Raw genomic sequence first — 4,675 nt, 5'->3', positions numbered from 1 at the left:
CTGTAGATTCAATTGGTCAACGCAACAGTTATGTGAAAACATGGGGTTGCGGAGGTTTTTTGAATGAGACGAACATTTACAGCAGAGGAAAAAGCCTCTGTTTTTGAACTATGGAAGAACGGAACAGGCTTCAGTGAAATAGCGAATATCCTGGGTTCAAAACCCGGAACGATCTTCACTATGTTAAGGGATACTGGCGGCATAAAACCCCATGAGCGTAAGCGGGCTGTAGCTCACCTGACACTGTCTGAGCGCGAGGAGATACGAGCTGGTTTGTCAGCCAAAATGAGCATTCGTGCGATAGCTACTGCGCTGAATCGCAGTCCTTCGACGATCTCACGTGAAGTTCAGCGTAATCGGGGCAGACGCTATTACAAAGCTGTTGATGCTAATAAATCCACGCTTCCGGATGATGCTTGCCCTGGGTTATGGAACTTCCAGTGCTGTTAACGCAGGTAAAATGTATATCACCGGCAATATTCTCAATGCGAATTACGCCTCTTGGATGGGGTTGGCCTGGAATGGTTTTCACTCACTCAAGTGGTCCCTTTATCAGCGACACTTAAAGCTTTGGGCCGGTATTGAAAAGGCAGAACTGGAACGGCTTCAGAACAATATAGACAGCATCGAGGCATTGACCATCAGAGCAGGAAACTTGCCAGTCAAGTAACATTCACCGGAGCACCTCCGGAACCCCATAGCCCACCAGCTGCTAAAAATGTCTGCCTTTGCTTTTAATACTCTCTCTGCCTCCTCCCCGAGGCAGAGAGTAGCTCGTAGTTATTTATACAGCTCACAACAGGGCCATAAGATACTCCGCTTCTCGTTTACCGATGATCCTGATCTGTCAGCTCTCTTCCCGGATGCTGTACGAGCGTAACGGCTTATTATTGATAGTTCTCTCATATCAAACGTCATAAAGATTTATGCTGCCACTTGGTAACAGCCTAAAGGTTGTACTCTCTATTTAACAGCTTTTAGGCTGTTAATTTGATATTACAGCTTTTAGGGTGTATGTTTAGAAAACAGCGTACAAGGTGTATCAGAGGAACTACTGAGGCCAGCTTATGATCAATAATGATTACCCGTTAAACACGCTCAACCAGTTGCGTCCCTTGCTCATTGGTTTTCGCAAGGCGAATGGCCTGACGCAAAAAGACCTGTCCGAAAGGTTAGGTGTCACTCAACAGACATACTCACGTCTGGAAGCCAACCCTGCCAGTGCGAGCATTGAACGGCTATTCAAGGTGTTTTCCGTCCTGGGTGTAAAAATCAGCTTCTCCTCGGCAACCACTTCTTCAGAGAGGAAGCAGACGGAAGAAATATATAAATTAAATTCACCTGCACGACAGGAGGATTGGTAACGATATGAGCCGGAAACAGCAACGTCTGGTAATTTGGATGAACGGCATCAAAGTCGGGTACTGGGAAAAAAGCAAAGGGGTAGACAGCTTAGAATACCTTCCTGAATGGGTTGCTGACGAACAGGGAAGGCCGCTGTCATTGTCCCTTCCTTTTACTCCCGGGAACCAGGTCTGGCGTGGAAATGTGGTACGTGACTATTTTGATAATTTACTCCCGGACAGCGAAGGCATACGCAGACGTCTGGCAATGCGTTACAAGGCCGATAGCCTGGAGCCTTTTGATCTGCTGACGGAGCTGGGAAAAGACTGCGTGGGCGCGATACAGCTGCTTCATGACGGAGATGAACCCACTGATTTATATTCCGTGAAGTATCACCCGCTTACTGAATCAGAAATTGCGGCAACTTTGCGTAATACCACGGAGACATTGCTACCGGGCAGGCCAGAAGATAACGACGACTTACGTTTATCTATTGCCGGTGCTCAGGAGAAAACAGCCCTACTGTGGTATGAAGATCGGTGGTGTATGCCGGAGGGTAATACACCAACGACGCATATATTCAAGCTACCGCTCGGACTTGTGGGGAACATGAAAGCCGACATGAGCTCGTCGGTTGAAAATGAATGGCTCTGCTCGGTACTTCTCGACCAGTACGGGCTCCCCGTGGCAAGAACGCAGATTGCTCACTTTGAAGATCAGAAAGCGCTGGTGGTAGAACGTTTTGACCGAAAATGGTCAGGAGACGGACAATGGATCATTCGTTTACCCCAGGAGGATATGTGTCAGGCCCTGGGCGTTTCGCCATTACGAAAATATCAGGCGGACGGCGGGCCAGGTATATCGGAAATTATGGAGGTTCTGAGTAATTCAGACCGTGCTGAGCGTGACAAAGCGCAGTTTTTTATGACGCAGATAATTTTCTGGATGATGGCCGCAACAGATGGCCACGCTAAAAATTTCAGTATTTCTATTGGGCCACAGGGACGTTATCACCTTACACCAAACTATGATGTGTTGTCGGCATGGCCGGTGATCGGTCATGGGAACAATCAGATATCTTGGCAGAAGTGCAAACTGGCGATGGCCGTACGTGGCAGTAGCAACTATTACCAGATATATCGAATACAACGACGCCACTGGATCAGGCATGGTGAGATAACCGGCCTGAGTAAACAGCAGACAGAGGCGATGATAGAGGAAATCATCGCCAGAACCCCGGGTGTCATTGAACGTGTTAGCGGGCTTCTTCCGGACCAGTTCCCCCAGCAGCTTGCGGAAAGTATTTTTGATGGAATGAGGCAGCAATGCAGGCGCCTGGCTGAGAAATGACAGCCGCAATTTATAGTGTGCATGTTTTCAGAATAGCTGATGTAAGCGTGAGGATTCAGTATGACTGAAGAACAAAAAAGAATAGAGCGGGCTATTGAGTTGGCTTGTCGTTACGGCGGAACCGATGAAATGCATCATCTGCAATGGGTCGTGGATCAGATGGTAAGAGAACTTGCTGGAGAACGTTATGCACAGATTGTAGCTGATGCCACCAGCGGAGAAGATGGGCCTGATACTTACAAATGGAGTGTTGGGATCGCGCCTTAACAGCTGTCGGTCTGGGGGTGAAAACGTATTCTTCATTCAGCGAATTCCCAGGCTTCACATTAAGACTAAAGCGGCGGCCGCAGTAACGTAAGAGAAAATAAATGGCTATTTTAGCAATCATTGCAGTTATCGCCCTGGGTGGGTACGCCTACGGATTTATTAAAACCCGTGAGCTGAGCGCTTTGCGTAAAGAAATGAAACTATACGTGGATCGCATGGAAGCGGCGGAGCTGGACTTACACGCAATCAGAAGTGTAGCGGAGCACCGGTTGCACGGTGCAGGTAAACAGTTTGCCGACCTTTACAGCCGTATCGACGGTGCAACTGTGACGCTGACACCCGAAGATCAGCTGTTACTGGCAACGATGCCATTTAATATTCAGGATGTAGAAGACATCGTAAACGAGCGCGGTCCAAAGACAATTAGCGGCCGTCCATTCTGGGAAGTTGAGCCAGGCCCGCATGATTATGAATATGGCCCGCAATATCCGTATTTCCCAGACCAGCGCTAGGAAGAGATCAAGATGAGAGAGCCAAGACCACGCCATACCTTGCAGGTCATTCGTGTCCCTTCTCTGGAGGTTCAGGACCTGGGGCTGACCAGCTTTGATAGCTGGCTTGACGAGCACGGGTATGACAAAACGAATGCCAGAAATAACCGTACCATCTGGGCGAGAGAAGGCGGATGGCATCTGAAACGTTGCAGAAATCTTGAAACTGGCACGGACGATTTCTGGTTTATCGCTTTCGATGGTAAAGGCGGGAAGATTTACCCGCTGAAAACCCAAAGAGACTACCGGGCTGCATATCGTAAGCTGGAAGCAGAAGGTTATGCGCCCGCGGTCATCGAGCAAATGACCACAGGCGCAGCATATAACCTGGCCTATCCACGTTCCACCCTAAAACAAGCTGAGACGGCCACCAGCGAGCCAATTCGGAAACCTGACGTAGATATCCAGGGTGAGCACTGCGAGCGCGTAGTGACGCAACGTAGTGGCGTGGCACAGGGTAAATTCAAAGCTCTGCTCATCGAGAATTTCGCGGGCCGTTGTGCGGTAACCGGTTGGGTTAATGGAGGTGTCCTGGATGCGGCACACATTGAACATGGAACCCGGTACAATCCGTCTAATGGCATCCTGATGACTCCAACAATGCATGCGCTGTTTGATGCCGATCTTATGGGCATAGATCCGGCCACCCTGACCGTTCATTTTAAGCCAGGCATTGAGGTGGGCGAGCTGTTTGAAGGCCGTAAAATCACACCGCTGGTGTACGATCTGGACTTAGAGCGGCTGGCCGTACGCTGGGCAGAATACCAGGGCCTTGCTCAGGATCAATGAAGGGTGACAGCTAGGGAAGGTGCGAACAAGTTCCTGATATGAGATCATCATATTCATCCGGAGCGCATCCCAGAGGGACATCATGAGCCATCAACTCACCTTCGCCGATAGTGAATTCAGCACTAAGCGCCGTCAGACCCGAAAAGAGATTTTCCTCTCCCGCATGGAGCAGATTCTGCCATGGCAGAATATGACCGCTGTCATCGAGCCGTTTTATCCCAAGGCGGGCAATGGCCGACGGCCCTATCCGCTGGAGACCATGCTGCGTATTCACTGCATGCAGCATTGGTACAACCTGAGCGACGGTGCCATGGAAGATGCCCTGTACGAAATCGCCTCCATGCGCCTGTTTGCCCGATTATCCCTGGATAGCG

7 protein-coding genes and 1 pseudogene are annotated in these 4,675 nt (G+C 49.7%); all 8 read left to right on the top strand.

Features of this window, described 5'->3' with window-relative positions:
* Positions 1–63: 63 nt before the first annotated feature.
* Positions 64–393 (top strand): annotated as a pseudogene (locus tag OGX94_RS23930) (helix-turn-helix domain-containing protein); the annotation flags it as partial.
* A complete protein-coding gene (locus tag OGX94_RS23925; RefSeq protein ID WP_247753930.1) occupies positions 341–670 on the top strand; it encodes a hypothetical protein in 330 nt (109 codons plus the stop codon). The pseudogene OGX94_RS23930 and the gene OGX94_RS23925, both read left to right, overlap by 53 nt.
* Positions 671–1,070: 400 nt before the next feature.
* The gene (locus OGX94_RS23920; RefSeq protein WP_024143021.1) at positions 1,071–1,364 is read left to right on the top strand and encodes a helix-turn-helix transcriptional regulator; all 294 of its coding nucleotides are present in this window, start codon (positions 1,071–1,073) and stop codon (positions 1,362–1,364) included.
* Positions 1,365–1,368: 4 nt separating this feature from the next.
* Positions 1,369–2,694, top strand: coding sequence for a type II toxin-antitoxin system HipA family toxin (locus OGX94_RS23915; protein ID WP_103798313.1), 1,326 nt, complete (start codon positions 1,369–1,371; stop codon positions 2,692–2,694).
* A gap of 60 nt (positions 2,695–2,754) precedes the next feature.
* Positions 2,755–2,961, top strand: a complete 207-nt coding sequence (locus OGX94_RS23910) for a hypothetical protein (RefSeq protein WP_000134171.1) — start codon at positions 2,755–2,757, stop codon at positions 2,959–2,961.
* Positions 2,962–3,062: 101 nt separating this feature from the next.
* Complete coding sequence (locus OGX94_RS23905; RefSeq protein WP_000985911.1) at positions 3,063–3,473, top strand: hypothetical protein; 411 nt, start codon at positions 3,063–3,065, stop codon at positions 3,471–3,473.
* A 12-nt stretch (positions 3,474–3,485) separates the two neighbouring features.
* Positions 3,486–4,301: an HNH endonuclease signature motif containing protein gene (locus tag OGX94_RS23900; RefSeq protein WP_001572439.1), complete on the top strand. Its 816-nt coding sequence runs from the start codon at positions 3,486–3,488 to the stop codon at positions 4,299–4,301.
* Between the two features lie 82 nt (positions 4,302–4,383).
* Positions 4,384–4,675: IS5/IS1182 family transposase (locus OGX94_RS23895; RefSeq protein WP_009653094.1), on the top strand; the 292-nt coding region annotated here is incomplete at its 3' end.

Source organism: Citrobacter sp. Cpo037 (assembly GCF_030332945.1).
GTDB lineage: Bacteria > Pseudomonadota > Gammaproteobacteria > Enterobacterales > Enterobacteriaceae > Citrobacter > Citrobacter portucalensis.
The sequence above is the reverse complement of the archived record's forward strand: the minus strand, read 5'-3'. Positions and strand labels throughout refer to the sequence as shown.

What these genes read in the sequence shown, in the direction of transcription:
- OGX94_RS23910 (WP_000134171.1), top strand. Translation starts at nt 2,755, where the DNA reads ATGACTGAAGAACAAAAAAGAATAGAGCGGGCTATTGAGTTGGCTTGT.
- OGX94_RS23915 (WP_103798313.1), top strand. Translation starts at nt 1,369, where the DNA reads ATGAGCCGGAAACAGCAACGTCTGGTAATTTGGATGAACGGCATCAAA.
- OGX94_RS23905 (WP_000985911.1), top strand. Translation starts at nt 3,063, where the DNA reads ATGGCTATTTTAGCAATCATTGCAGTTATCGCCCTGGGTGGGTACGCC.
- OGX94_RS23900 (WP_001572439.1), top strand. Translation starts at nt 3,486, where the DNA reads ATGAGAGAGCCAAGACCACGCCATACCTTGCAGGTCATTCGTGTCCCT.